Raw genomic sequence first — 26094 nt, forward strand, 5'->3', positions numbered from 1 at the left:
GGCCTGGGCAAAGCGGTGTTGAACGCGGTCGACCCCGATCTGGCGGACAAGGTGTTGGCGAAGAAGCTTGCCGAGGAAGAAGCCAAGGCTGCCCGTCGGTGTGAGTTGTCGCTGTACGACGCCCCAGACGGATCCGGCACCTATGTTCGCGGCAAGCTCGACCCGATCGCGGCGGACCGATTCCGCACCGCCATCGAGCCCCTGTCCAAACCACTCCCGACAACCGCGGACGGGCTGGACCCCCGAAGCGCGGCCCAGCGTCGAGGCGAAGCGCTCGACGAGCTCGTCCGCCGCTACCTCGACTCCGGAGCCTCNCCCACCCAGGGTGGGGAGAAACCGCACATCGTCGTCACCATCACCGACGAGGATCTGGTCAACGGCACCGGACTCGGCCGGCTCCTGCGTACCGGCACCTACGTCTCCGCCCGCACCGTCCAGGAATGGGCGTGTGATGCCAAGGTCAGCTGGTTCGGCAACCGCGACGGCGAAGTCGCCCTCTCCGACGGCACCAGATTCTTCACCGGCCGCCTCCGCAAAATGCTGGAGCTACGGGATCGCGGATGCGCTTTCCCCGGCTGCGACCGCCCACCCGCCTGGTGCCACGGCCACCACATCAAATCCTGGCTCGACGGCGGACCGACCACGCTGGCCAACGGGACCCTGCTCTGCGGCTACCACCACAGGCTCATCCACCAAGGCAACTGGCAGATACGGATAGCCGAGGACGGCGTACCCGAGTTCATCCCACCCGAATGGATCGACCAACAACGCAACCCCATCCGCAACCACCGACTCCGAACCTGACAGACCAGGAGCAGCAGAGCACCACCCCCACACCCCACCAGTCAGCGGGCGTGGAGCGCGCCGGACAGGACGCGGGTACGATTCCAGCCCGATGCGTCCCGACGATCCCAATCCTGACCCGGCCACCGGCAGCGCGCTGGCCCTACCCGCCCGCACGCTCGGGCTCCTCGGCCGGCACTGGGCACCACTGGCGTTCTGGTTTGTCGTCGGCTACCTCGCACACGACCTGAGCCTGCGTGGATCGGCGTGGCTCGCTCATCGCAACCAGTGGCTCGGCTTCGCCGGACTCTCCGTCGGCGTACTCATCCAGCTGACCACAACGATCATGATGCTCCACGCTCTCCGTCCCGGCCTCGTGCCATTCGGAGGGCGTTATCGCTCACGGGTGCTCTCGCCCACGGTCGTACCATCGGATCAGCCGCGGCTCGTCGTACAGATCGCGGAGACGATCCTGCCGTTCCTGATCTTCTACGGCGCGTGGGGGTTGTTCACCGACGAGGTGCGCAGCTGGGGCGTCCACGTACTCAACCAGGGCTTCGGGGCCGGGATCGACATCGTCGACGTCTTCGGCAGCGTCACCGGCGTCCCCCTCGCGATCGCGGCCGGGTCCTGGCTGATTCGCGCGGTGTGCGAGCGCATCTACAACCTGCGCGGAGGCCGGACCCTCGGCGTGGTGGTCGCGTTGTTCGAGGCGAACTGGATGTTCTTCGGTGTCATCTCGGTGTCGGTGCTCTCCGCGGACGCCGTCGGCTGGGTCACCGGGCGGGTCGCGTGGGTCGAGTCCCGGGACGCGATCAGTGGCCTCCTCTCCACGGTCGGCCACTATTTCCCCGGTGTCGAGTGGCTCACGCAGACCTGGGGTTGGCTGATTGGTCACTACTGGCCCGACATCAAGGACGGTCTCCTGCTCCCCCTGCTATGGCTCACCATCGCCGCGGTGGTGTTCGGCGAGGAGATGGACCGCGACGGGCGAGTGATCGCCGGGAGCCGGCTGGAGCGGGCTGGCACGTTGTTCCAACGCCTTCCCACCCGCATGCAGGCGGCGACCGAACTCTTCAGCCGCGGGTTCCGCGACAAGTGGACCCCCCTCGTCAACGGCCTTCGGCTGGTGCTGGGCGCGGGGCCAGTCTTCTACCTCACGTTCTGTCTCTGCTACGTCCTCATCGAGGTCGGCACCAACTGGGCGTTCATCGGCACGACCCAGCTACTCGGCGCCCATCCCTGGGACTGGTGGTTCCCCCGGCTGGCACCGATCGACTTCGTCCAGCAGGGTGTCCACGAGGTGCTGAAGGTCGCCCTGCTCGGCGCGGCGTACGAGGCCTGCATGGACCGGGCACGGCGCAGCCAGCGGCAGGAGGCCGAGTCGTGGGCAGTCCCGTCTGACGCCGGTCGCGCCGCCGGCCCCGTCAGCCTGGACCGGAGGTAGCACCCACCGTCGCGGACGGCCAGAGTGGATGCCAGAGTGGATGGCCAGCGTGGATCGTCAGCGGTTGAACTCCAGGTAGCGAGGAGCCGCACCCCGCACCTGCACCTGTAGGCGGAGGCTCTTCACCGCGTCCTTCGGCACCAGGAACGCCGTCACGATCTTCTGGTTCTGTCCCGGCGCGATCGGCTTCTGTTCGTACTCCCCGGCCTTCTGGTAGCACCCGGTCGCCGGGTCGCCCACCGCCTCGAAGTCGGCCACGCTCGAGCGGGCGGCGTTCCACTGCCGGCCCCGGTCGTCGACGGCCTTGAACTGGCAATCGTAGATTCGCTTGCTTGCCCGCGCATCGGACGGCGTGACCGACAGCCCGACGTACACCACTGCGGTGTCCTTGGGGATACGCGCGTCCTTACGCTCTGGTCCGGGCACCATCACGATGAACTTCCACGTGCCGCCCGCATAGCTGCCGGTCGCGCCCTTCGCGACGACGACGGCCTCGTGCATCAGCTCCGGTGAATCCTTGCGATCGAGCCAGTACTCGAGTCCGATCGTGCCGGGCAGCAGGACAAGGAGAGCCAGGACGTACGCCAGGGTCGAACGCCGCTTGGCGCCGCGGCGTACCCCCTGCCGGCGACGTGACGTCGGGGAGGCGGCGGGCCGGTCGGATCTCTCGGGGGGCACGGACGGCGGCCAGTGACCTGGCGGTGCCGCGTGAGACCCGGGTGGGTACGCCGCGTGGGGCGGAGACGGGTAGGCCCCTTGCGGTGAGGGCGAGTAGGTCCCTGGGGGCGCGGAAGAGTAGGGAGTCTGTTGGTGCGAAGGCGCGTACGCCGGCGGGCGCGCCGACTGCGGTGCTGTCCCACCCCAGCCGCCGGGCGCGGGCGCCGCGTCTGGTGGTGATCCGTACGGTCGTGCTCCCTGCGGAGGTGCTCCATAGGGACCGGGTGCCGCTGCCGTGCGTGGGGGTGGGCCACCCGACGGCGTACGCCAGGACCAGCCCGGCTGTCCGGGCTGAGCCGGTGGCCCGTCCGGCGGTCCGGGACTGGCGTCTGGCGGTCCGGGGTTCGCGTCCGGCGACCGGCGCGGAGAGTGCGGTGGTGGCGCGTCGTTCATCTGGCGTACCCACTCATCTGCCGTACCCGACCGAGGTCAGCTCGATCTGTGGGGCGGCACTCCTGATCAGTCGCCGCGCCGTTGCGGCGTCGAGTCCGAGATCGACCACGGCCTGCGGGGCGAGCCGGGTGTCGAGTCCGGAGATCCGGAACACCGCGCCCGCGAGCTGGTCTGGCGGTAGCTCGAAGACGATCTGGCCACGGCGAGGAATTCCGGGCTCGGTGTTGTAGTCCTCGGTGAGGCGGTTCGTGGTGCTCGGGCGTTCGGACACCAGGTAGATGGTGCCGTCGGGGGTCCGCAGCTCGGCCGAGTCGTACGTCGCGACCTTCCAGTTGCCAGTCAGCGTCGCCGTCAGCACGAGCCAGATGCCGTCAGTCGTCAGCGGAGGTCCCGGGCTGAACCCGCCCTCGGCGAGCTTGCGGGTCACCTGGACCTTTTCGACGGTGATGGCGAAGCCGCCGGTGTCGACGTCCTCGCCGACCTTGCCCTCGGTGGCGATCGGCGCGAGCCGCCGGTCGGGGTCGGGGATCTGGCGGTTCGCCACGACGACGGCGATGAGCAGCAGCGCACTGAGCGCAGCAGCTCCAACCCGTCTCATGCGCGTCCTCGCTCCGCTGCGGGCGCGCATGAGGCACTCAAGCCGCTGTCCTGAATGATTCGCTCGCTCCGCTCGCTCATGCGCGTCCTCGCTCCGCTGCGGGCGCGCATGAGGCACTCAAGCCGCTGTCCTGAATGATTCGCTCGCTCCGCTCGCTCATGCGCGTCCTCGCTCCGCTGCGGGCGCGCATGAGGCACTCAAGCCGCTGTCCTGAATGATTCGCTCGCTCCGCTCGCTCATGGGCGTCCCTTCGTGACCGGCAACCTGACCCGGGCGACAACGGTGTCGTCGAGGGTACGGCGCCATTGGAGCCTCTCGTCGAAGAAGCCCGGCGCCTGCTGCCAGCCGTAAACCCCGACCTCCACCTCAGCGGGCCGCGGCTGCGACTTGGGCAGCTTGTAGACCACGAGGACCCGGCGCGGGAGGCCGGGATGGAGCTGGGCGAATGAGAGGTCCGCCGCGAGGACGGCGCCGGCCCGCATCGGGATCGACTTCCTGTCCGCGGCGTCGATCGTGAAGCCGTTCGGGAGGCGTACGACGTAACCGTCCTGGACCTCCGAGGCGAAGCGGGTGCTCTCCGGCGCGGTCAGCTTCAGGTCGGCCTCGACGACGAGGTAGCGGCCGGCCTCGGCGTAGCTCGTGTCGTTGGTTGGGTCCTTGTCGGCCGTCCATGCCCGTCTGGCGGTGACCTCGAAGCGGCCGTTGTCGATCGGCTCACCGACCGGGACCAAAGGTGGCGGTGGTGTCGGCGCGGCGCGAAGGCCACCCGCACGCTCTATGAGGACGAGCGCCGCACCCAGCACCACCAGGACCAGTCCGATCGCCAGCGCGTACACACCGAGCCGGCGACGCCGGGCCGGCGGCGCGATGCGGCCCGGTGCGGCGGGCGAGCTGACCGGTGGGCTGGCCGGTGGGCTGGCCGGCGGGCTGGCCGGCGGGCTGGAAAAGGACACGGCCAGGCATCCTACGAGAGAACCCCGACGGGCCGCCCCGGCCGGGAACGCACGGTCGGGACTACGCCCGCCGTCGCCTACCTACGCCCGCCGTCGCCTACCTACGCCCGCCGTCGCCTACCTACGCCCGCCGTCGCCTACCTACGCCCGCCGTCGCCTACCTACGCCGGCCGGTCCCTACTTCCGCCAGTACGCGCCCCACCCGTCGATCGACTCGATGTGTTCGGCGATCCGGTGGGCGACGCGGTAGTCCTCGACCGCTCGCCGGCACCCTTCGAGGGCGCCGTAGTCGTCGATGATGCAGAACCCGCCGGGCGACAGCTTGGGGTAGAGGGCGTCGAGCGCCTCGATCGTGCTGGAGTACATATCGCCGTCGAGCCGCAGGATGGCGAGCCGCTCGATGGGCGCGGACGGAAGCGTGTCCCGGAACCATCCCGGCAGGAACTTCACCTGGTCGTCCAGGAGGCCGTAGCGGCGGAAGTTCTGGCGTACCTCCTCCTGCGACACCGCGAGCGCGCCGAAGGTGTGGTGGCGGTCGCCCGCGTCGGCGGGGTATTTCTCCGGCTCGGGTTCGGGCAGGCCGCTGAACGAGTCGGCGAGCCACACGGCGCGGTCCGTGACACCGTGGGCGGCCAGGATGCCGCGCATCAGGATCGCCACGCCGCCACGCCACACGCCCGTCTCGATGAAGTCGCCCGGAACGCCGTCGCGCAGGACGCGTTCGACGCATTCGTGGAGGTTGTCGAGGCGTTGGGTGCCGACCATCGTGTGCGCGAGCCTCGGCCAGTCACGACCGATCGCACGGACGTCGGGCCTCGGCAGCTTCACCAGGGAGAGATCGCGACGCTTCAACAGCCGCTGGATCAGACGGACGCTCCGCCGTTGCGCCATCACCACCCCGCCGTCCGCCCCGTCCCACAGGGAGAACGTCAGAGCCTGCTTCAGTAACTCGATGTACCGCTCCGTGACAAGTCCGGTATCCGGCCCCCACGGGCTTCGCCCGCCGGGCCCACCCTCCGCCGTCGCGCCTTGCCGTGCCGTCCCGGTCACGGCCAGATCCGTCGTATCCACCTTTCCCCCCATCCTTTCGACTCTGCTTTCCCCGGGATTCGGCTGACCAAATCCTGGACGCCGGCGCTGGTGTCGTACGGCCGACCGATCCAGCGCCGACGCACGTGCCCACGAGCCGTGGCGGAAGTCACGAACGCCGGCGCGAAGTCGGGAGAAGATGGGGTCGTGCGCGGACAGGACATCGCCCGGGGCGTCGCCAACCTCGTCAACCTCAGCACCCCGCTCGGCCTCGTGATCGCGGGCCTGGGACGAGCCCGCTTCTCCCGCGGGCCGCGCGGGCTTCTCCTCGGAACGTCGTACCGCCTGGCGCTTCCTCCCGCGGTGGCGTTCACGGTGGGCAACGTGATCCTGACCCGGCACACCCGGGACGAGTTGCTCAGCCGCCCCCGCCTGCTCGCGCATGAGGAACGCCACACCTGGCAGTACGTCGTCTGCCTGGGACTGCCGCTGATCCCGCTCTATCTGGCCGCGTGCGGCTGGTCCTATCTGCAGAGCGGCGACTTCGCCAGCCACAACGTGTTCGAACGTACCGCCGGTCTCGCCGACGGCGGCTATCCCGAAGGATGACCGTGACATGGGAGGTGCGGCCGCGACATGAGAGTCGCGCGAGAAAGGGCTTAGGCTCTGTCGCCATGGCGAGCCAAGGAAAGATGAGCGTGCTGCTCGCCTCCAATCGGGGGCCGGTGTCGTTCACGCTCGGCGACGACGGTTCGCTGCGCGCCCGCGGCGGCGCTGGCGGACTCGCCGCCGCGCTCGCGGCGATCCCGCGCCAGGCCGACACCTTGTGGGTCAGCGCGGCGTTGTCAGACGTCGACCGGATAGCCGCGCGGGCGGCGCCCCACGGGCGGCTCGATCTGGCGGGGTACGACAGCGGGACGGTTCCGGTGCGGCTGCTCGACATCGAGCCGCTGACCTTCAACCGCGCCTACAACGGGATCGCCAACTCCACCTTGTGGTTCGTTCACCACATGTTGTTCGACACCGCCAACTCCCCGATCTTCGACAGCCGCTTCCGCCGTGAGTGGGCGTCGTACGCCGACTACAACCGCGCGTTCGCCGACGCGCTCGCGGAGGAGGCGGCGCCGGGCGCCCGGGTCTTCATCCAGGACTACCACCTGAGCCTCACGCCCCAGCTGCTGCGGGAGCTGCGGCCCGACCTCGCCATCGGCCACTTCTCGCACACGCCGTGGGCACCGCCGGACTACTTCCGCCTCCTTCCCGACGACGTGGCGGTCGGCCTGCTCGAGGGCCTGCTCGCCGCGGATCACGCGGGGTTCCTCACCGAGCGGTGGGCGCAGGCGTTCATCGCCTGTTGCGAGACGGTGCTGGGGGCGCGCGTCGATCCGGTGTCCCGCACCGTGGAGTACGCCGGACGCCGGACGCGGATCGGTGTCCATCCGCTCGGGGTCGAGCCCGAAAGCTTCCGAGCCCGCGCTCACCAGGCCGACGTCGCGACCCGGATGGCGGGGCTTCGCAGCCTGGTCGGCGGGCGGCGGCTGATCATCCGCGTCGATCGGGCCGAGCTCAGCAAGAACATCGTGCGGGGCCTGCTCGCCTACCGCGACCTGCTGCGCCGGCGACCGGAGTGGCAGGGCCGGGTGGTCCACGTCGCGCTCGCCTATCCGAGCCGGCACGACCTGCCGGAATACCGCGAGTACGCCGCCTCGGTGCAGCGCACCGCGAAGGAGATCATCGACGAGTTCGGCAGCCCTGACTGGGAGCCGCTCGTCCTCGCCGTCGACGACGACTACGCCCGATCCCTGGCGGCCTACCGGATGGCGCACGTGGCCCTGGTCAACCCGATCAGGGATGGCATGAACCTCGTCGCCAAGGAGATCCCGGTGGTCTCCGACAACGGCTGCGCGGTGGTCCTGTCCCGCGAGGCCGGCGCCGCGACCGAGTTGGGCGACGCCGCGCTGCTGATCAATCCGTACGACATCGAGGCGACCTCCGACGCCCTGCACGCCGCGCTCTCCATGAGTGGAGAGGAACGCCGGGCACGCACCGCCCGGATGGCCGCCGCGGCGGTCGCACAACCACCCGAGCGCTGGCTCACCGAACAACTCAGCGCCCTCGAAACCGCGTCGAACCATCCCTGAATTTCGTTCACCTCGTTGACGCGTCACGAATCGATTAAGTTCTTCCCATCGCACCGCGGCTATTTTCGCCACCACTAACATTGCCGGTGGAAATCGCAGAGTTTGTACGCGTATCACGGGGACAGGATGCGGTCGCTCGGACCCATGGCAGATGGTCTTGATTCTGCCGAGACCGGTTGGCCCGCGGTCTCGGTGGTCATGGCCATTCGCGACGACGAGCGCCATCTCCGGCACAGCGTCAACCACATCTTGGCGCAGGACTACCCCGGCAGCCTTGAAGTGATACTCGCGCTCAGCCCTGCCAGAGATCGAACATCGGAGATCGCCCGCGCCGCGGCTCAGCGCGACCCGCGGATGAGGGTCGTGGAGAATCCCGCCGGAACGACGCCGAGCGGGCTCAACGTGGCGATAGCGCACGCCAGCCACGACATCATCGTCCGCGTCGACGGTCGCGGCCTGCTCGACCCCGGCTATATCCGCCGGGCGGTAGAGATTCTCGAAGAAACCGGAGCCGACAATGTTGGCGGCGCCTGCATACCGCACGACGAAACAGCGTTCGGTGAGGCGCTTTCGCGGGCGATGATTCACCCACTCGGTAACGGCCGGAAGAATGGCAGATTCCACCCGAACGGCCGGCCGGGACCAGTCGACACGGTCTACCTCGGCGTCCTTCGTCGACAGATTCTCGACCAACTCGGGGGATACAACGAAACCCTTCCCCGGGCACAGGACTGGGAGCTCAACTACCGCATCCGCCGGGCTGGCGGCACGGTGTGGTACGACCCGGACCTCCACGTGGTCTACCGTTCCCAGCCCACCATGGCCTCGCTGATCCAGCAGTTCTATCTCAACGGCCGGTCGAGGCGCCTGGTCGCTCGCCTTCACCGCGGGACGCTCAACCTGCGTTACCTCGCCCCACCCCTCGCCGTGATCGCCTGCGTGCTCGGGATTCTTGTCAGTCTGGCCAGCGCGGTCGCGTTCCCTGAACTCGCTGCCACGGCCGCCGCCGTACCAACGACGTACGTCCTGGGTGTGGTGCTCGCCTCCGTCACCGCCGGGCGTGGGCTCTCTCCGCGAGCGCGGCTGTGGCTGCCGGTCGTGATGATCGCCATGCACATGTCGTGGGGGGTCGGGTTCCTCGCCAAGCCCACACCGGCCAGAACCCCCCTGTTACTCGCTCAGAGCTCTCAACGCTGAGGAGAGAGCTTCCGCTCGATCTCGAGATCGGCGGTCACCATCATCTCCACCAGCCCGCGAAATTCCACCTGCGGTTTCCAGCCGAGTTTATCCCGCGCACAGGTGGCATCGCCGATCAGGAGATCGACCTCCGCCGGGCGGAAGAAGCGGGGATTCTGGACGACGTACGGGGTCCAGTCGTTGACACCGACCCGGGCGAAGGCCACGTCGAGCAGGTCCCGGATCGAATGCGTCTCGCCGGTCGCGATGACGAAGTCGCCCGGCTCGTCCTGCTGAAGCATCAGCCACATCGCTTCCACATAGTCGCCCGCGAATCCCCAGTCGCGGCGGGCATCGAGATTGCCCAGCTCGATCTTCTCCTGCAGCCCGAGCGCGATCCGTGCCACACCGCGAGTGACCTTGCGGGTGACGAACTCATAGCCACGCCGGGGCGACTCATGGTTGAACAGGATGCCCGAGCAGGCGAAGGCGCCGTACGACTCGCGGTAGTTGACGGTCATGTAATGGCCGAACGTCTTGGCGACGCCGTACGGCGAACGGGGATGGAAGGCCGTGGCCTCCCGCTGGGGAGTTTCCCGGACCTTGCCGAACATCTCCGAACTCGATGCCTGATAGAAACGGACTCTGGACATGTCGTTCTGCGTGTGGATCCGGATCGCTTCCAGGACACGCAGAACCCCCATGCCGGTGATCTCTCCGGTGAGTTCGGCCAGCTTCCATGACAGCCCGACGAAACTGATCGCGCCAAGGTTGTAGACCTCGTCGGGCTGGGCGATCTCCATCGCGCTGATCAACGAAGAAAGGTCACGCAGGTCACCTTCGAGAAGCTGGATTGACGGGATGGCCGCCTCGACGATGGGGGCCTTGGGGTTGTTCTGACCCCGCAACATGCCGAAGACCTCATAGCCTTTGGCGGCGAGGAGTTCGCCGAGGTAGAGACCGTCCTGACCGGTGATGCCGGTGATGAGAGCGCGCGGCACCTGACCCCCACTTTCGCTCGACCGGCAGTAGCGACCTCAGCCTATGGTCACGCAGCCGAGAATTATCCCAATCTGGTAGGACACGATCCGGACGGCCACGCTAAACCAATATCGCATCACGATCGAACGTCCGTTCCGTAACGGAAGTATGAACCCACACGAATTCGACCAGTCGCGTCTTCGGTGCATAGCTAGCGTCAAATCCTCGAAAGCGGGTGGACAGACTCGAAAGCGGCGAGTGGACCAGGGAGAGGACGAGGCAAGCGTGAAAGTTCTCGTGGTCACTGCTCGCGCGCCAGCCCTGCACGGTAAAGGCGATCAGGTGCGGGTGGCACAGCTCCTCCCGTCGCTGTGCACGGCACACGAGGTCACCGTCCTCTATCCCATCGAACGCCGCTCGACTGGCTCCGGCGTACCTGCTCGGGATGAGCCCGAGGGGTGGTCGGCCATTCCGGTGCAGCTGTCGGCGTTCGAACGAATGAATGGCGCCCTCGCCAGCTGGCTGAAGGGGCATCCCGCCCAGGCCGGGTGGTGCGCACCCCGGCGCTTTCGCGCGGCCGTTGGTCGAGCGGCGGATTCGTACGATCTCCTTGTCTTCATCACCACTCGGTGCTTCGTCGAGCTACCCGGCCGGCCGTTCGTGATCGACCATGTTGACGCGCTCAGCCTCAACGCGCGACGGCGCGGGAAGGCGGCGCAAGGCTTCCTTGCCCGGACCTTCTGGAGGCGCGAGAGCAGACGCCTCGCGCGTTGGGAGGACGTTATCGCGCGTCGTGCGGGCGCTCAGCTGGTCACCTCCGCGGCGGACGCGGCCGCACTCCCGACGTCGCCGGACCCGGTCGTCGTTCCCATCGGTGTCGACGCAGATGCCTTGGACGCGCCGCTCTCTTCCGGACCGCGAGACATCGACGTCATCTTCACCGGCAACATGCGGTATCCCGCCAACCGCGATGCGGCGTGTTGGCTCATCAACGCGATCGCGCCAGTCGTACGCGCAGGATATCCGGATCTCAGGATCGTCATCGCGGGAAGAGCGGCCAACTCCCTGCCTCGCGCCGACGGAATCGAGATCGCCAGCGACGTCCCGAGTCTCATGCCGTTTCTCCAGCGGGCCAAGATCGCGGTGGCGCCCCTGCGAATCGGAACCGGCGTACCCATCAAGGTTCTCGAGGCCGCGAGTGCCGGCGCCGCAGTGGTGATGACGCCGGAAGCCAATGCGGGCCTTGGGTTCAACGACCGTTCAGTCGTCGTCGCACAGACGTCCACCGCCTTCGCCGCGGAGATCGTGCGGCTCCTCCATTCGCCCGAGCGCCGGCAGAAACTCGTCGAGTCAAGCCGTCAGGAGCTCCGGGGCTTTGATCTGCGACGCGTCGCCAAGACCTACCTCGCCGCCCTTGATCGCGGAGTTTCGTCGCGGTCGTATTCGACCCAGGTCAGCACTCCTGATCAAGCGAATAGAACATGATCAGAGAAGCAGGAATCACAACAAGATAACCTTGCGACGATTTATCCAGGGGCTGGCGGGTTATCAATAGCATCGACCCGAATCCATCTCGGGGGAAATATGGGGGGTACGATGCCGCTCTCGACCGGCACGCCCGAAGAAGGCGCCACGACCGGACGGCAAGCTTCTCTTGACGGTTGGATACGCACTCTTCCCGCCACCTCCGCCAGTAGATCCGCTGATGCGACGGCTGCCGTGCTGGACGTCCACGCGATCCCGGCACCCGCCACGCCACGAGATCTCCAGCCACCAGCGCAGCGTTCGCGCCCGCGGCCAGCGCAGGGTCCGAGTGCGATCGTGTTGGAGGGCATGGCCCGCACTGATCACATCACGGACCGGCTCGACGACGAACTCGACATCGTCGCGCGATTCCCCGTACCCCCAGACGTCGTGGGGCTGAAGGCAACCCTGGCGAATCTTCGCCCAAGGCTTCTGCTGGTGAAGTCCTCCTTGGATGCCGTTGACTACTGGCTGTTGACGCTGTGCCAGGCCCATCGTGTGCAGGTCCTCGTGCTGGCGCGCGCCGCCTACGGTCTGCTTGGTTCCACCTCCGTGCACCGGTTCGGTGGTCTGCCCTGGTTGCGTCTGCGCCTTCCAGGCCGTGATCGGCTCGGCGCGCTCCTGAAACGCTGTGTTGACGTGCTCCTCGTGCTACTGAGCGCGCCGTTCCTGCTGCCCCTCATGTTGGTGATCGCGGCGATCCTTTGTCATGACGGTCCGCCGTTCTATATCCAGCAACGAGTGGGCGAGGGCGGACGTGCGTTCCGGCTGGTGAAGTTCCGTACGATGCGGGTGGACGCGGAGGCGCACACCGGTCCGGTGCTGGCGATCGCCGACGACCCGCGCACCACCCGGGTGGGCCGGATCCTTCGCCGCCTCCGTATCGACGAGTTGCCACAACTGTGGAATGTTCTGCGCGGGGACATGAGCCTGGTCGGTCCGCGGCCGGAACGCCCGGAGTTCATCGAGCATTTCCGGCGCCTGCCACACTACGATCTTCGTCATCTCATCCGCCCCGGGCTCACCGGCATCGCACAGTTGACGGGCGGCTATGGCGCGACGGTCGAAGAGAAGCTTCGCTGTGACCTGCTGTACGTAAGCTGCCGCTCGCTGCGGCTCGACCTCAGGCTCCTCGCCCTCACGATCAGGGACCTCCTGCGGGGCTTTCCTCGTGGATGACCCGTCGGAGCCATGGGTACGTCGGGTAGCGCGAAACGGTGCAGCGCTGCTGATGGCTCGCGTCACCTCCACGCTCGCTGGCACCGTGACGCTTCCGGTGCTCTACAGCCACCTGGAGCAACGCGAGTTCGGTGTGTGGGTGCTCCTCAGCGGCCTGGTCACTTTGATCGCGTACGCCGACATGGGGCTCGGCTCCGCGCAAACTCGCGAGGTCGCCCGCGCGGTGGCGAGCGAGGAACCGCGGGCGGCCCGTGGCGTCCTCGCGGTCGGCATCCTGTGGGCCGCCTGCCTTTGCGCCCTGGCGTTCCTCGCGGTGCCGGCGTGCTGGCCCTGGCTGGCGGGGATTCTGCGCCTGGGGGACCTGGCCTCGCCTGCCCTCAACGCCGTTCTCGTCCTCCTGGTGGGGTTCACGATCGCCAGCATCACCGCGCCATGGCGGGCGGTATTGGAGGGGACCCAGCGATACCTGCCGGTCGCCTGGGCCGACGGGTGCGCCGCCATGCTGAGCGCCCTGCTGTCGATCACCGTGGTGCTCTGGGGCGGCGGCCTGGTGGCACTGGCCATGTGTGTCGTCACTGCCAACGCGGCCCGGGCCTTCGCCCTCGTCGCGGTCGCGCGTGCGCACGCTCCCTGGTTGACGCCACGCGTTCGCGGGCTCCGGCGAACCGATGTCAAGGTCGCGTTGCGCTACGGTCTGCCCGTCCAGTTGACCAACGCCTCAGCGGCGGCGCTCTTCGAGACCGACCGGTTGTTGCTGGCCGGATTCGTGGGCCCCACCGCCGTGGCTGGTTTCGAGCCCGGCAGCAAGCTGGCGCACCTGCTCCGGCTCCCGCCCGCGCTGATCATGACCGCCATGTTTCCCCAGGCGGCCACGACCGCGGCCGCCCACGAACCCGCGCGCCTGAACCGGCTCTACCTCACGTTGACGAGGTACGTCGCGGTGTTCGCCGCTGTCGCCTTGGCGGCGATGGTCGTGGCGGCCGATCCGCTGATCCGCCTGTGGCTCGGCACCTCCGTACCGCTGGCCGTCATGACGCTGGTGACCTTGAGCATCGGCAACGCATTCCATGTCACCGCTGTCGCGGCGGCGATCGTCACCCGAGCCGAGGGGCAGCCCGCCCGCGAGACGAGGTACGCCGTCGTGGCGGCCGCACTCAATCTCGCCCTCACGATCCCGCTCATCGCCCTCCTTGGCCCCGTGGGCGCTCCGCTGTCGACCGCGGTCGCGATCTCGACGGCGACGGGCTACTTCTTCCTTCACTTCCACCGGAGTTCGAAACGCCGCATCCTGCCACTGCTGCGGGTGCTCTGGCCGCCGGCCCTGGCGGCGGCCGCCGCGGGTTTCCTCGTCTGGATGGCGACGCCGTATCTGCCCGACGGCGCCGGCCGGGGTGGAGCGGCGGTTGCCGTCATGTGCCGCGGAGGGCTCGTCGTCCTGCTCGCTGGCGCCTTCCTTCTGGCACTGAGGTACTTCAGCGCGGCAGATCGCGCGTGGGTACGCGCAGCCCTCTCCCGGCCGCGGCAGCGCCGGGCGGTCACTCCGGCCGCGCGGGAGGCATCGCATCGATGACCCGCCGTTCGACCTTCATCCTTGCCACGCAGGAGCCGCCGCATGACCAGACCTGAGGTCTCCATCCTCCTGGTGAGCTGGAACACCCTCGCCGAGACGCGTAGGTGCCTTTCCTCGTTGGAGTTCGCTGTCAACGACGGCTTGCGGTACGAAGTCATCGCGGTCGACAACGGATCGCGGGACGGATCCGCCGACCTGCTGGCATCCTGGCCGGACCTGCGCCTCATCCGCAACCAGACCAACGTGGGCCACTCGGCGGCCATCAACCAGGCCTACGCGCGCTCAACCGGTGAGCTGATCCTGCTGCTCAACAGCGACATAACCTTCCACCCTGGATCACTCACGGCGCTTGTCAGCTTCCTCCGCACCCGGCCAGAGGCCGCAGGAGTCGCTCCGCGCTTCCACTACCGCGATTCCGCCAAGCAGCACTACTACCGGCTTCTGACGTACCGAAGGGCACTGGCGCTGACACCTCTGCGGAGGCTGCGAACCTTCCGCCGCGCCTACCAGGAGTACGCCATGCAGGGCGACGACTTCTCCGATCCGCGTCTGGTGGAGATGCCTTCGGCCGCCTGCCTCCTCCTGCGGCGCACGGTCCTCGACAGGGGGCAGATCTTCGATGAACGCATTCCGCTTTACCACAACGACGTTCTTCTCGCGCATACACTCGCGTGCCAAGGTTTACGGCTGTGGATGACACCTGACAGCGTGGTCACCCACACTGTCAGCGCGTCCGCAAGACTGGTGGACGCACACACCCTCCTCCGCCTCGAACTCGGCGGACTCATCCGCTATCTCCAGATCACCCAGCCCCGCTACCGGGTGTGGCTGTTCCAGCTGGTGGCAGCCGTCAGCGAGGTGACCCGCCGGCAACTGCGCAGAGGGCCTCGTCTGCGGATCCCGGACCTGGTCGCCACGCTGCGAGGAGAGCTCCCTCGGCTCCCCGACGCTCCGCCAACACCGTCGAAGACCTCCGTTCCCGCACCGCTGGTGGAGAAACTGTGAACTCCTCTGGACGGTCAGCTCCCTGCGAGGTGTCGGTGCTCCTGGTGAGCTGGAACACATGTGTGGAGACGCGCCGCTGCCTCGCCTCGCTGGACACCGCTGTCAATGACGGCCTGCGCTACGAGCTCATCGCGGTCGACAACGACTCCCAGGACGGCTCCGTCGACCTCCTGGAGTCTTGGCCGGGCCTGCGCCTCATCCGCAACTCTGCGAACGTCGGCTACGCCGCCGCCGTCAACCGGGCATACCAGCAGGCACGAGGAGAGTTCATCCTGCTCCTCAACAGCGATATCTGCTTCCAGCCTGGCGCCCTCAGCGCACTGGTCGCGTTCCTGCGCGAACACGGCGACGCCGCTGGCGTCGTGCCTCTCTATCTCGAGAACGGCCTCGCCGGAGCGCTTGGCCATCATTACTGCGACCTGCTTGATCTCAGAAGTGCACTGGCCCTGAATCCCCTCCTTGGCAGGCTTCCGGGATTCCGCAGCGCACTGAAGCAGCACACGATGCACGGCGTCGACTTCTCGCGCCCGCGGCCCGTGCCCCGGCCCGCCGCGGCCTGCCTCCTTCTGCGCCGACGCCTTCTTGGCGAACACCAGATCTTTGACGAGCGCCTGCCGCTGTTCTGTAACGACGCTCTCCTCGCCCAGCAACTCGCCAGCCAGGGACATCGGCTCTGGATGACGCCAGAGAGTGTGGTCACCCATCTTTTCGGAGCCTCCACCCGGCTTCTCGATCCGACCGCACGCAGCCGGCATCACATCGGCAGCTTCGTCCGGTATCTACGCCTCACCGAGCCTCGACGGAGTCTCGTGATCTATCAGTCGGTAGTTCTGGCCGATCGTTTGATCCGCCGACTCTTCCGGCTACCCGGCCACCTGCCAGTACGGGACCTGATCGCGGCGGTCCGCGGTGATCTCGGGCCGCTTCCGCTCGCCGCACCGGCCATCCGAGAGAAAGATCAGAATTCGGAGAGCACTGAGAACACTGATCATCAATTCCGTGTCACGAATCGATGAAGGCGTGTGCGATTACCTGATTCTCACCATTTGCCCCGATAGCATCGCAGCCTAGATAACCAGCTTTCTTGCTACCCACTCGCCGCGCCCCCGCGGGCCGGATAGCGATCTTCACCGGACGCGCTGAAGCCGTGCGGTGACCGGCTGCGCCACGTCGAGTTGGAAGGCCAGACACGTTGAAGGCGCTGTGGTTGTTCGGCACCCTCACGAGCGCCGCACTGGGCGCGATCGCGGCATTGATGCTGACGCTCGCACCCAATGATCTCGGCATGGCGCTGGTTGGCGCCCTTGTGTGCCTTACGATCTTTGTCATCTGGCCCTGGTTGGCACTTCCGGTCGGAATTGTCGGTGGCGAGATCGCCTCCTCGTTTCTTTTCGGCCGCGATCTCAGGGTGATCATAGGAATTCACGGCGGAATCCTGCTCGCCGGCAGCCTGGCCATGCTGATTCGTCAGCTCTTCGCTCCCGGAAGCGAAGGAAGGATCAAGACCCGCGTCGACCTCGGAATGCTGCTCATCGGCCTGGTCGCGCTGCTCGGTGCCGGCTATGGCATTGCCCGCGGGAACGCGCCATACCTCACCCTTGTCGCGGGATATGCCGTCGCGGTCATCCCAGCGTACTTCTTCGTCGCCACGTACAGCCTCAACACGCCTGCCCGATTGAAGCGCGCGGCAATCGCGTACGTCGTAGGTGGGACGGTGTTGGCCGGCGCCAGCCTCACGACTCCCGGCCAACACGGCGGGCTGATCTCCGCCCTGGCGGTAGTGCCACTGCTGGCCATCGGTCGGGTCGCGAGTCCCTGGCGCCGGGTCGGTCTCGTGGTCCTCCTGGCCATCCTCATGGCCGACACCGTGCTGGCGAGTTCGCGGACCATCTGGGTGGTCACCGGCGTCGCCCTGGTCGTGCTCCTCATTCGTGGATCACCCACCGTGCGCCTGCGGGTCATTCTCGCGGCTACGGCCGGAGCGCTGATCATCCTTGGTGGGGCCGCCGTCAGCAGCGGCCTCGGGGAGCGCACCGGACTGATCGCGGAAAAGATCGTCTCCTCGACCGGCGTGCGCGAAACCGAATCCATGGTCGGCCTGCGCGCCTTCGTGGACAGCCCACTTATCGGCCAGGGCCTTGGGCAGACCGCCACCGACATTTTCATTCCGATGTACCGCGTGGCAGATGTCGGCCCGATCTACCACGCCTTCTGGTTGATCATTCTCGCCAACCTCGGCCTGGTCGGCCTGGTCGTTCTGCTCTGGCCACTCCTGGCTTCCATCCGCGTCGGCCTGACCAGTCGCGACGGCCTCGCCCTGAGCTTCGCCGCACTCACCTGCGGTTGGCTCGTCGGCGCGGCGTTCGCCGGTCCCAATGACGGGCACTGGGAGTTCGGCCTGCTCCCCGCGTTGACCTTCCTCGCCTGGCAGCTGAGTTCGAGCCAGCGCCACGCGCAAGCATTAGGAGATCAGCAATGTTCACCGAATCGGCTGCCGCAGCACGGGTGGCGGACACCGACCTGGGCGCGACAGCCGTCGTCGTCACCTACAACTCAGCCGCCTACCTCGCTGACTGTATAAACGCACTCCAGGACTCGGGACTGGCCGTCAGGGTGGTCGACAACGCTTCCACGGACGGGACTCCCGCTCTGATCGCGTCGAGGTTCCCGGACGTTCTCCTGACGGTCAACGACATCAATGTCGGCTTCGCGGCCGCCGTCAACCAGGCCCTGACAGATGTGGGCACCGACGTGGCGCTCCTGGTGAATCCTGACTGCGTCCTCGCCCCTGGTACCGCGGACGCGTTGGTACGGACGCTCCGGGAGAGACCTGAGGTCGGCGTCGTCGGGCCCAGGCTGGTCGGCGCCGATGGCACAGTGCGCGGGAGCGCCAACACCTTCGAGTCCTTCCTCAGTGTCGTCGCCGGAAAGTTCGGCGGCCGTCTCCTACCCATACGCCTTCGCCGGTTGGTCTGTGTCGGGCGGCGACGGCGCACATACGCCTTATGTCTTCAGGGACCGAGCGCGCCGGTGTCGGTGGACTGGCTGTGTGGCGCCTGCCTGGCCGTTCGTACCTCGCTGCTCGGCAAGCTGGGTGGTCTAGATCCGGGCTACTTCATGTACTACGAGGACGAGGACCTGTGCCTGCGGGTATGGCGCACCGGGAGTCGCGTGCTCTACCTGCCAGCCGTCGAGGCCATGCATGTCGGCGGAGCGAGCAGTGGCGACAATCCCTGGTCCGTGCTGCCCTACCTCTACCAGAGCATGCTGCGGTTCTTCGTCCTGCATCGCCGTCGCACCTATCCGCTGTTGCGCGGGGCCATCCTGATCCGTGCGGTGCTGGGCATGTCCGCTGCCGCCTTCCGCTCGCTGCGCCCGTCAGGCGACGGGCGCGCACGAGCCCACGCCTGGACACAGATCGCGCGCATCGCTCTCACCACCCAATCGTCGGGGAGGGAGACGGCATGCACGTCCTGATCGCCGCGGTCCCCTATCGCACGGAACACTGGCTCGATCTCCTCAGAGTGCTCGTGAGAAGACCCGACATCGAAATCACCTTCTTCACCGCGAGCACCTCCGACCGATCCCGTCAGGCTCTGGAGTACCTCGCGGAGACCTTCCCGCACTTTCGTTTCCACGTCGCCCCGAGACTGATCGGCGAAGAAGGCACGGGCCACATGGCCTCGGTGATGTACCGCCCGGGCAGCGCGCGAGTGCTGAAGTCCCGCCGGCCCGACGTCCTGCACATCATCGGAGAGCCGGCGTACCTGTCCACCGCACAGATGCTCGCCCTTCGCAAGAGGTACTGGCCCGACGTGCCCGTCACGATGTATGCGGCGCAGAACGTCGTTACCCGCTTCCCCTTCCCCTTCCCGTCGCTGGAGCAGCGGGCCTACGATGCCATCGACTGTGCCTTGCCGATCACGCCGGCCGCCGAGAACGTCCTGCGGACAAAGGGATATCGGGGTCAGGTCCGGCTGGTTCCGCTGGGGGTTGACACCGAACTCTTCCAACCCGTCGCCATGCCGTTACCGTCTCATCCGTTCACGGTCGGCTTCGTCGGATGGTTCACGCGTTACAAGGGCATCGGGGACCTCCTCGCCGCTGCCCGGCAGATCGACTGCGACCTTCTGTTCGTGGGGAGCGGCAGCCTGAGCGAGGAGATCCAGCAGGAGGCCGCCAGGCGCCCGGGACGGATCGAGCTGCATTCGTGGGTGGATCGGCGCGACCTGCCGGCTCTGCTCGCCCGCATGGATGTCCTTGCCCTTCCGTCGGTCGAGCTTGTGCAACGCAACGTCGCACCGTGGATCGGCATCCCTCTACGCGAACAGTTCGGACGCGTCCTCGTCGAAGCGATGGCGTGCGGGGTTCCCGTGGTGGGCAGCGACGTGGGTGAACTCCCCTACGTCATCGGATCCGCTGGCCTCATCTTTCGCGCTGGCAACCCGGCCGCGCTCGCCACTCGCCTCGCGCAGATCCGGGACGACCCGGCACTTGCTCAACGCCTTGGCGCCGCTGGTCAAACCCGTGCCCAGCTCTTCAGCTGGTCACGCATCGCCGACAGTCTCTGCCAGACCTGGCAAGGCCTGCTTGACACCCGCCTACGCGTCGGCCACGAAGGAATGTTCCGAACCACCACACCATGGGGCACGGCGCCCGCGCCACTCCCAATCCGAGAGAAGGAAGGGCAAACACTGTGAGCGCTCCCCTGAATGCGGGCGCGGTCTGGCGTACCGCACGGTGGCCCGCCGCCATCACGCTGCTGTCCATCGGCGCGGGCGTCGCCGGCGCGTTCTGGGTAACGGACCAGATCCCGCCCAGCTACGAAGCCAAGGCGTCGACCGTGATCGCCGCCTACATCTTCGAGGACAAGGTGGTCAACGAGCCGGCAGGCCGTGGCACGGGGACCGGTGACACGCCGAGTCCTGCGGAAACCACCAGGACGGTGAGTGTCCCGGTCTACGACGCCGCCATCTCACAGGCCATGGTGGGCTCGGTCGCGCGCCTGGCCGAATCCACTGAGGTGGCGCTCGCGACCGCCGCGGCGGCTCGCCTGCCAAGGGAAGATGTGCTGGACCACATCGATGCGAGCTACGAGCCCAACGTCCAGATCATCACGCTCACCACCAGAGCTGGCACGGCACGTGACGCCGCTACGATGGCCAACGCGGCGGCGAATGTCCTTCGACAGAAGGTGGGCGCGGGCAGCATCTCGGGGCGCAGAGGAACGCTCTACGCCCAACCCCTCGACAGGGCGACCCCGCCGGAATCTCCGGTGACACCCAAACCGCTCATTAACCTGCTCCTGGGTGGCTTCGTGGGACTGCTCGTCGCGATCGGGGTCATCCTGCTTCGGCGCAAGCTCGACGACCGCCTGCGTTCGTCCGTCCAGATCGAGAAGGAACTCGGTCTGGGAGTCCTGGCCGTGCTGCCGCGAGTACGCCGTCACCACGCCCGGAAGCGGGCGCGTAAGGCCTACGGTCGAAACAGGATCGCGCGGCCGGTCGGCTCCGCCGTGGCAGCGCTCTCGCCCCTGACCGACTCACCGGGCCGCCGGTTCCTGATCACAAGCGTCGGTGAGAGAGAACACAAGACGCTGGTGTCAGCCGCACTCGCCCTCGGCTTCGCCGACCAGCGCTACCACGTGACTCTCGTCGAAGGTCAACTACACAAGCCGGAACTCCTCCGGCATTTCCCCGAAAGCGCCGAACAGAGTATCCAGCAACTCCTTTCCGCGAACGAGTTCAAGCTCTCCGCTTCCTCACCGGACACACTGCGCGTCGTCTCGGGACAGGCGATGGATGTCGAGATCAGCCGGACCCTGCTGCGCGGTCAGGCGTTCGCCCGATTCGTCGACACGACCGCCGATCACAGCGACGTCGTGTTGTTCAACGGCCCGGCCGTCCTTGCCAGCGCGGACGTCGCCGCGCTCGCGGCACACACTGACGCTGTCATCCTTGTCGTCCGTAGTGGCACCACCCGGATTGACGATGCGCGCCGGGCGATCAACGTTCTCCAACGACTGGCACTTCCCATCGCCGGGATCGTGATCACGGACGCGGTCGATCGTGGGCTTGGGGGCTCCAGCCAGCCCGCGATCCAGGTACCCGACCTCACGCCAGTCCCTGGACAACCGCTGGTGCCCACGATGGGAGTCGGGCAGGGCTATGTCGGTGTCGACGACCGCGACGCTCCTCCGCAGCGGAAGAGCCTTCCGCAGGAAGCATTGGTGGGCCGCGAGCAGGCCATGTCCTCCGAAACTGACAACCAGGCCATCAGCAACTAGGAGCGACCCATTCGTGCTCGGCGCTTGCTCCCAGCCTGCGCCGAGCACGAAGGTCGAGAACGGAGCAGACCATGCTGAAGGAGCGAATTCGCGGGACCGGTGAGCTGCTCGCCGGCTACCGCCGGGCCGGCGAGTCGCTGTCGGGCCACCAGGTTCCGCAGGGCACCGGTCAGCTGCGGTGCCCGTGCTGCGGGGGTTGGGAGTTCTCCCAGCCGCCGGTCCTGTGGCCGAAGCTGATCGAGGAGTGGCAGCTGACCGAAGAGGAAGTCCGCTACATCGATCGGCAGCAGGGGATGCGGTGCATGCGGTGCCGGATGACGCTGCGTTCTCTGGCGCTGGCACATGCGATCACGACGTTGTACGGACCGCCGCGGCTGTTTCCGTTCTTCATGGTGCGCCATCCGCTGCTCAGGGTTCTCGAAGTAAACGCGGCGGGAAACCTCCATCATGCGTTGCGGTTTCTGCCCCGCACGGTGTCGACCAACTATCCCGAGGTCGACATGATGGAGTTACCTTTCCGCGATGCGTCGTTCGATCTCGTGGTCCACTCCGACACCCTCGAACACGTGCCCGATCCCGTCCGAGGGCTTCGCGAATGCTTCCGCGTCCTGAAGCCACGCCGATGGGTCTGCTTCACGATTCCTGTGGTTGTCGGTCGGCTCACGCGGTCTCGAACCGGCAAGCCGCCGAGCTTCCACGGGTCCCCACCAAATGGCACGCCCGACTGTCTGGTGCAGACCGAGTACGGCGCCGACATGTGGACCCACCTCATGGAAGCCGGCGCGCGGGAATGCCGGATCATCAGCCTCGAGTACCCTGCGGCCCTCGCCATCGCGGGCCGTAAATAAGGCGACGCCGGATCGGTCAGATTGTCTTCCGCAACCAGAGCGCGCCACCCACACCGCCGGCGCGCGCCATCCATTCGGGTACGACGTCGGCATGCGTTCGCCAGAGCCAGTTCGAGAAGAGACTGACCTGCCACTGCTGGTTGGCGACAAGGAATGCGTGTAGGGCGTACGCCTCGGTCCAGTCGCGGCCCTGCCGAAGCCACTGCTCGCCGTACTCGAACGGCCAGCCGATGTCGTGGAAGTGCACGGTCACTCCGGCGTTCAGGGTCGGCAACACCCGCAGGAGCAGCCACACGACATCGGAACCAGCCTTCACCACATGCGTGGAGTCGATGAAGAGCACGTCGCCGTCGTGGAGAGCCGTGTAGGCGGCCAGCGGAATCTCCTGCACCGGTTGGCGCAGGAGCCGCACCTTCAGGTCATCCCCCGGGCCGAGCAGTCGCATGAGTCGCTTCGGAGCTGGCTCGATGCAGGTGATCTCGATGTCGAGAGCGAACTCCTCGGCCGTGTCGAGAAGGCAGGCGGTCGAATACCCAGAACCCACCTCGATCACCCGTCGCGGTCGTAGGTGCCGCAGCATCGCCTGGTAGACAGCCGCGTCCGCGCGCCCGTAGATGCCGTTGCCCGGGTCGTAGCGGCGGCGGGAAAGGTCGAGCATGGGCAGCAGCTTTTCCCAAAGCTCGAGTTGCTCCGCTTCCCGCAGGTCCACCCCGGGCGCCTCGGCCGGCCAGGACAGGGCGCGCTCGACATCGGCGGGTGAGGAGATGGGCGAGTAGTAGTGGCCAGGCGGGACCCAGGTCGGCCGTCTGATGGCGCTCGTGACGCCCTGGACCGTGCGCACCGCCCGCCTCGCGATCCTGCGCATGTGATTCCTCCCCTGAAGCAGAAGATGTCCTTTGGGGGGATTTCCGAAACGTCCGGCGGGAATCCTGCCGAGGTGCCTGGAGAGGAATCGCGCACCATCTCTGGCCGCCTCGCCCGCAACAGCGTGATCCTCTTGGTCGCGCGCCTCGCCTCGGCATCGGCCGGCATGGTGGTGCTTCCCGTGCTGTACGGACGACTTGGCGAGCGCGAGTTCGGGATCTGGGCCATGCTCACCGGACTGGTTGCCCTGGCAGGTTATGCGGACCTGGGACTCGGCTCCGCGCAGACGCGCGAGGTTGCCCGGGCCGTCGACCTTGGGCGGCATCGCCAGGCACGGGCCGTCATGGCGGTGGGTGTCCTCTGGGGCGGCTGCCTTGGCATCCTCGCCTTGACAGGCACCGCCATCTGTTGGCCATGGCTGGCTCCGGTCTTCCATCTGGGCGACCTGGCCACACCTGCCCGGGACGCCGTACTCGTGCTCCTGCTGGGTTTTCTGCTCCGCAACCTCGCCTTGTCATGGCGTGCGGTCTTCGAGGGAACCCAGCATTACGGGCCGATCGCCGTCATCGACGCCGGCACCGCCGTGGCGAGTGCCGCGCTCACGGTCGTGGTCGCCATGCTGGGCGGAGGACTGGTGGCGTTGGCGGCCGCCCTGGCGGTGGTCGACGCGGGACGCGCTCTGACGGTGGTGATCGCGGCCCGGCGCCACGCGCCCACACTGACGCCGAGCCTGCGATGCCTACGCCGATCAGACCTGCGCGAGACATTTGGCTACGGCGTACGCATCCAGGTGACCAACACAGCGGCGGCCATCAACAACGAGACCGACCGGCTGGTCCTCGCCGGCTTCTTCGGCCCTTCCGCGGTGGCCGGCTTCGAACCCGGCAGCAGGCTGGCGAATCTGTTGCGGCTGCTTCCGGTGTTCGCGCTCACGGCAATGTTTCCGGCGGCTGCGACGGTCGCGGCGAGCGGAGACTCGGCCCGGCTGGACCGGCTCCATATCGGGATGACTCGCTATCTCACCACGTTCGCGATGGTCGGCGCCGCCGTGATGATGGTGACGGCAGATCCGCTTGTACGACTGTGGCTTGGGCACCCGGTGCCGTTCGCGGCCGTGACCGTTGCCCTCCTGGCGCCCGGCTACGCCGTTCACCTTGCCAGTGCGCCGGCCAGGGTGGTCACCAGGGCAGAGGGCTATCCCGGTGCCGAGACGAGGTACGCCTTGCTGTCCGCCGGGCTCAATGTCGTTCTGACGCTTCCTCTGCTGCGGGTCCTGGGCATGCGAGGCGTTCCTCTCGCGACCACCCTGGCTGTCGCGGTGGCGACGGCCTACTACTTCGGCCACGTCCACCGGAAGCTGGCCCGCCCACTCGCGCCGGTGCTGCACGCCATGTGGCCACCAACGCTCGCCGCTTCTGTCGCGGGAAGCCTTACCTGGTTGGCGGCACCGTACCTGCCAGGTGGAGCCGATCGAGCCGGAGCGGCACTCGCGGCGGCCTGTCAAGGCGCCTTGACGGTGTGCCTGGCCGCTCTGATCCTTGTCCTGCTTGGCTACTTCGACGCGCACGATCGCGCCAGGCTCCGCACGGCGCTGACCTCGCTACGGAAACCGAACTCCACCACCCGGCTGACCGCCAGCGGTGACCGCCCCACGGCGCCGTTGGAAGCTCCCCGCCACGACACCGTTGACGCGGCTCAGGACGGAAGGTAACCCCACCTGCGCGCGATGCCCCGGAGTCTGTCCGGCACCACCTCAACGGGCGGGAGGGCGCGCCCTGGCCGCACCTTGCCCGCGCGGATCTTTTCGTTCCAGTCGCCGAGGCCGATCCAGAATGGACCGTGATCGCGCTTGCCGTAGTCCAGCATGGTGGGTTCCCACGGGACCTCGAGGAATTCGCAGATCCGTTGCGTGGTCGCGGCCGGATCCGCGGTCAGGTCCTCGTAGCGAACGGTGTGGCCAGGCAGCGTACGGCGGGCACGATCCACGGCTTCGACGAACTCCAACACCTCCGCCACAGCCAGGTCGAAAGCACCCCCAGGACGCGCGGCAGAGAACGACTCGAGGATCGAGCCCGGATGCCGGAGCAGGAAGAGGTAGCGCGCCTGCGGCCAGCAGTGAGCCAGCCGGGACCAGTCCAGTGCGTTCGCGGGGGTCTTGTCGACGATCACAGACTTGCCGCTGCGGCCGAGTTCGCGGTGGAGCAGGCGATCCCAGAGCAGATGCTCAAGCTCCTTGTGGTCGATTCCGAGAAGGTTGACCGCGGTTTCGGCGTACGACTCCCCGATGGTGACCCCGAGCGTCTGAAGGTGAAGCTCATGAGGAGCATGAATCTGGGAGTGGCTGTTGAGCAGGACCCGCAGGAGGGTGGAGCCCGAACGCGGTGGACAGATCACGAATACCGGTGACCGGACCAGACGGGCAGAAGGCTTGACCCGCAACGGGCGGCCCTGCCCTAGCCCGTGGGATATCCGGCGTGCCCGGAGGGCGACCTTCTGCAGCGCCGGCGAGCGCAATGTCATAGCTCGGTCACCTCCACAATCCCTATTGCCGCGCACATTACCGACCCAATCGCGTCGACCGGAGCCGAATGGCAAACCCA

Annotated in this window: 23 protein-coding genes; 16 read left to right on the forward strand and 7 right to left on the reverse strand. The window is 67.3% G+C overall.

Annotation, left to right across the window (positions count from 1 at the left end):
• Positions 1-51: 51 nt before the first annotated feature.
• Together B141_RS39230 and B141_RS39235 are read left to right on the forward strand one after the other, a co-directional pair.
• Positions 52-804 (forward strand): HNH endonuclease signature motif containing protein, encoded by a 753-nt coding sequence (locus B141_RS39230; RefSeq protein WP_474774942.1) that lies wholly within the window; start codon positions 52-54, stop codon positions 802-804.
• Positions 805-895: 91 nt separating this feature from the next.
• A complete protein-coding gene (locus B141_RS39235) occupies positions 896-2230 on the forward strand; it encodes a hypothetical protein (RefSeq protein WP_020574365.1) in 1335 nt (444 codons plus the stop codon).
• Positions 2231-2287: 57 nt separating this feature from the next.
• Here B141_RS39235 and B141_RS0106585 read toward each other — a convergent pair whose 3' ends face one another.
• From B141_RS0106585 to B141_RS0106600, 4 genes are all read right to left on the reverse strand, one after another.
• Entirely contained in the window at positions 2288-2908 is a 621-nt protein-coding gene (locus tag B141_RS0106585; RefSeq protein ID WP_020574366.1) for a hypothetical protein, read from the reverse strand.
• A 445-nt stretch (positions 2909-3353) separates the two neighbouring features.
• Entirely contained in the window at positions 3354-3938 is a 585-nt protein-coding gene (locus B141_RS45340) for a DUF4352 domain-containing protein (RefSeq protein ID WP_020574367.1), read from the reverse strand.
• Positions 3939-4174: 236 nt separating this feature from the next.
• The gene (locus tag B141_RS0106595) at positions 4175-4891 is read right to left on the reverse strand and encodes a hypothetical protein (RefSeq protein WP_020574368.1); all 717 of its coding nucleotides are present in this window, start codon (positions 4889-4891) and stop codon (positions 4175-4177) included.
• 177 nt (positions 4892-5068) lie between these two features.
• Positions 5069-5962, reverse strand: coding sequence for a TylF/MycF family methyltransferase (locus B141_RS0106600; RefSeq protein WP_020574369.1), 894 nt, complete (start codon positions 5960-5962; stop codon positions 5069-5071).
• Positions 5963-6127: 165 nt separating this feature from the next.
• On the opposite strand from B141_RS0106600, the gene B141_RS0106605 reads away from it, so the two are divergent.
• From B141_RS0106605 to B141_RS0106615, 3 genes are all read left to right on the forward strand, one after another.
• On the forward strand, positions 6128-6529 hold the full coding sequence (locus tag B141_RS0106605; protein WP_051113986.1) for a hypothetical protein: 402 nt from the start codon (positions 6128-6130) through the stop codon (positions 6527-6529).
• Positions 6530-6594: 65 nt separating this feature from the next.
• Positions 6595-8061, forward strand: a complete 1467-nt coding sequence (locus B141_RS0106610; protein ID WP_026256972.1) for an alpha,alpha-trehalose-phosphate synthase (UDP-forming) — start codon at positions 6595-6597, stop codon at positions 8059-8061.
• Positions 8062-8205: 144 nt separating this feature from the next.
• Positions 8206-9258 (forward strand): glycosyltransferase family 2 protein, encoded by a 1053-nt coding sequence (locus B141_RS0106615; protein WP_020574372.1) that lies wholly within the window; start codon positions 8206-8208, stop codon positions 9256-9258.
• Here B141_RS0106615 and B141_RS0106620 read toward each other — a convergent pair.
• Positions 9249-10238 carry a GDP-mannose 4,6-dehydratase gene (locus B141_RS0106620; protein WP_020574373.1) on the reverse strand — a complete coding sequence of 330 codons (990 nt, stop codon included), beginning with the start codon at positions 10236-10238 and terminating at the stop codon, positions 9249-9251. The two genes, B141_RS0106615 and B141_RS0106620, sit on opposite strands and share 10 nt — an antisense overlap.
• A gap of 265 nt (positions 10239-10503) precedes the next feature.
• On the opposite strand from B141_RS0106620, the gene B141_RS0106625 reads away from it, so the two are divergent.
• The 10 genes from B141_RS0106625 (at position 10504) to B141_RS0106670 (ending at position 22630) form a co-directional block, all read left to right on the forward strand.
• Positions 10504-11703 carry a glycosyltransferase family 4 protein gene (locus B141_RS0106625; RefSeq protein ID WP_157180837.1) on the forward strand — a complete coding sequence of 400 codons (1200 nt, stop codon included), beginning with the start codon at positions 10504-10506 and terminating at the stop codon, positions 11701-11703.
• 111 nt (positions 11704-11814) lie between these two features.
• On the forward strand, positions 11815-12921 hold the full coding sequence (locus B141_RS45345) for a sugar transferase (RefSeq protein ID WP_237742632.1): 1107 nt from the start codon (positions 11815-11817) through the stop codon (positions 12919-12921).
• Positions 12914-14491, forward strand: a complete 1578-nt coding sequence (locus tag B141_RS0106635) for an oligosaccharide flippase family protein (protein ID WP_272944065.1) — start codon at positions 12914-12916, stop codon at positions 14489-14491. The genes B141_RS45345 and B141_RS0106635 overlap by 8 nt, the downstream gene beginning before the upstream one ends.
• A gap of 42 nt (positions 14492-14533) precedes the next feature.
• Positions 14534-15496, forward strand: coding sequence for a glycosyltransferase family 2 protein (locus B141_RS0106640; protein ID WP_020574377.1), 963 nt, complete (start codon positions 14534-14536; stop codon positions 15494-15496).
• A 29-nt stretch (positions 15497-15525) separates the two neighbouring features.
• Positions 15526-16512: a glycosyltransferase family 2 protein gene (locus B141_RS45350; protein WP_026256973.1), complete on the forward strand. Its 987-nt coding sequence runs from the start codon at positions 15526-15528 to the stop codon at positions 16510-16512.
• Between the two features lie 191 nt (positions 16513-16703).
• Positions 16704-18077 (forward strand): O-antigen ligase family protein, encoded by a 1374-nt coding sequence (locus B141_RS0106650; RefSeq protein ID WP_157180838.1) that lies wholly within the window; start codon positions 16704-16706, stop codon positions 18075-18077.
• Positions 17972-18973: a glycosyltransferase family 2 protein gene (locus B141_RS0106655; RefSeq protein WP_084678140.1), complete on the forward strand. Its 1002-nt coding sequence runs from the start codon at positions 17972-17974 to the stop codon at positions 18971-18973. Before B141_RS0106650 ends, B141_RS0106655 begins: the two co-directional genes overlap by 106 nt.
• Positions 18961-20196 carry a glycosyltransferase family 4 protein gene (locus B141_RS45355; protein WP_020574381.1) on the forward strand — a complete coding sequence of 412 codons (1236 nt, stop codon included), beginning with the start codon at positions 18961-18963 and terminating at the stop codon, positions 20194-20196. The genes B141_RS0106655 and B141_RS45355 overlap by 13 nt, the downstream gene beginning before the upstream one ends.
• Positions 20193-21782: a hypothetical protein gene (locus B141_RS0106665; RefSeq protein ID WP_020574382.1), complete on the forward strand. Its 1590-nt coding sequence runs from the start codon at positions 20193-20195 to the stop codon at positions 21780-21782. Before B141_RS45355 ends, B141_RS0106665 begins: the two co-directional genes overlap by 4 nt.
• Before the next feature lie 71 nt (positions 21783-21853).
• Positions 21854-22630, forward strand: coding sequence for a class I SAM-dependent methyltransferase (locus B141_RS0106670; protein WP_020574383.1), 777 nt, complete (start codon positions 21854-21856; stop codon positions 22628-22630).
• 16 nt (positions 22631-22646) lie between these two features.
• Here the strand turns inward: B141_RS0106670 and B141_RS39260 are convergent, their stop codons facing one another.
• On the reverse strand, positions 22647-23495 hold the full coding sequence (locus B141_RS39260) for a class I SAM-dependent methyltransferase (protein WP_020574384.1): 849 nt from the start codon (positions 23493-23495) through the stop codon (positions 22647-22649).
• A 72-nt stretch (positions 23496-23567) separates the two neighbouring features.
• Between B141_RS39260 and B141_RS0106680 the strand changes: the two genes are divergently transcribed.
• Complete coding sequence (locus tag B141_RS0106680) at positions 23568-25205, forward strand: oligosaccharide flippase family protein (RefSeq protein WP_237742634.1); 1638 nt, start codon at positions 23568-23570, stop codon at positions 25203-25205.
• Here the strand turns inward: B141_RS0106680 and B141_RS0106685 are convergent.
• Positions 25190-26014, reverse strand: coding sequence for a sulfotransferase family protein (locus B141_RS0106685; protein WP_084678142.1), 825 nt, complete (start codon positions 26012-26014; stop codon positions 25190-25192). The two genes, B141_RS0106680 and B141_RS0106685, sit on opposite strands and share 16 nt — an antisense overlap.
• Between the last annotated feature and the right edge of the window lie 80 nt (positions 26015-26094).

The organism is Actinopolymorpha alba DSM 45243, from assembly GCF_000373925.1.
Classification (GTDB): domain Bacteria; phylum Actinomycetota; class Actinomycetes; order Propionibacteriales; family Actinopolymorphaceae; genus Actinopolymorpha; species Actinopolymorpha alba.